This is a genomic window from Kitasatospora sp. NPDC085879 (genome assembly GCF_040686255.1).
In the GTDB taxonomy this organism is placed as follows: Bacteria; Actinomycetota; Actinomycetes; order Streptomycetales; family Streptomycetaceae; genus Kitasatospora.
Genome location: NZ_JBFBJZ010000206.1, coordinates 1 through 1,212, shown reverse-complemented (window position 1 = coordinate 1,212; position 1,212 = coordinate 1). Strand labels below are relative to the sequence as shown.

General features: G+C 73.5%; 1 protein-coding gene. It reads left to right on the top strand.

The window, feature by feature from the left end; translation table 11 throughout:
* Window positions 1-214: 214 nt before the first annotated feature.
* Window positions 215-1,132, top strand: coding sequence for an aldo/keto reductase family protein (locus AB0P35_RS42200; RefSeq protein ID WP_363521938.1), 918 nt, complete (start codon window positions 215-217; stop codon window positions 1,130-1,132).
* Window positions 1,133-1,212 lie beyond the last annotated feature (80 nt).

The following is a 1,212-nucleotide window of genomic DNA, read 5'->3' as shown; positions in this document are numbered from 1 at the left end:
GGCCCGGCTCGCAACCCCCCCCCGGCCCGCTAACACCGGCGGGGGGGGGCGCGCCCCCCGCCCAAACCCGCCCCCCGCCCGGGGGGGGGGCCCCCCCCCCCCCCCCCCCGGGGACGGCACGGTCGGACCAGGGCGGTGCCCGGCCATGCGGCCAGCACAGCCGCCTACGACGGGGGATGATCGGACCGACACCCGTTCGGAGAGGACCCGACCCATGGAGTTCCGCCACCTGGGCCGCAGCGGCCTGGTCATCAGCGAGATCGCCTACGGCAACTGGCTCACCCACGGCTCCCAGGTGGAGGAGGACACCGCCGCAGCCTGCATCCGCGCCGCCCTCGACACCGGCATCACCACCTTCGACACCGCCGACGTCTACGCCGAGACCCGCGCCGAGTCGGTGCTCGGCCGGGCCCTCAAGGGCGAGCGCCGCGAAGGCCTGGAGATCCTCACCAAGGTGTTCTGGCCCACCGGCCCCGGCCGCAACGACCGCGGCCTCGGCCGCAAGCACATCACGGAGGCGATCGACGGCTCACTGCGCCGCCTCCAGACCGACTACGTGGACGTCTACCAGGCGCACCGCTACGACCCCTCGACCCCGCTCGAGGAGACGATGGAGGCCTTCGCCGACGTGGTCCGCGCCGGCAAGGCCCTGTACATCGGCGTCTCCGAATGGACCGCCGACCAGATCCGCGCCGGCCACGCCCTCGCCCGCGAACTCCGGGTGCCCTTCGTCTCCAGCCAGCCGCAGTACAGCGCGCTCTGGCGGGTCATCGAGGCCGAGGTCGTCCCCACCTGCGAGGAGCTCGGCATCGGCCAGATCGTCTGGTCGCCCATCGCCCAGGGCGTGCTGACGGGCAAGTACCTGCCCGGCGCCGCACCGCCCGCCGGCTCCCGGGCCACCGACGAGAAGGGCGGCGCCGACTTCGTCGCCCGCTGGATGCGCCCGGACGTCCTGGAACGCGTCCAGCAGCTGCGCCCGCTCGCCGAACAGGCCGGGCTCACCCCGGCCCAGCTCGCCGTCGCCTGGGTGCTGCAGAACCGGAACGTCGCCGCCGCGATCATCGGCGCCTCCCGCCCCGAACAGGTCGCCGAGAACGCCCGCGCCGCCGGGGTCCTCCTAGGGCCTGTGTGAGGTTGTGATCAATTGAGTGGTCGCACGAGGTCGTCTATCCAGATCATCGAGGCGCGGAGGTAGAGGCCTGCAAGGTAGCT

Coding starts and splice junctions, on each gene's coding strand:
- AB0P35_RS42200 (WP_363521938.1), top strand. CDS start 215: ATGGAGTTCCGCCACCTGGGCCGCAGCGGCCTGGTCATCAGCGAGATC.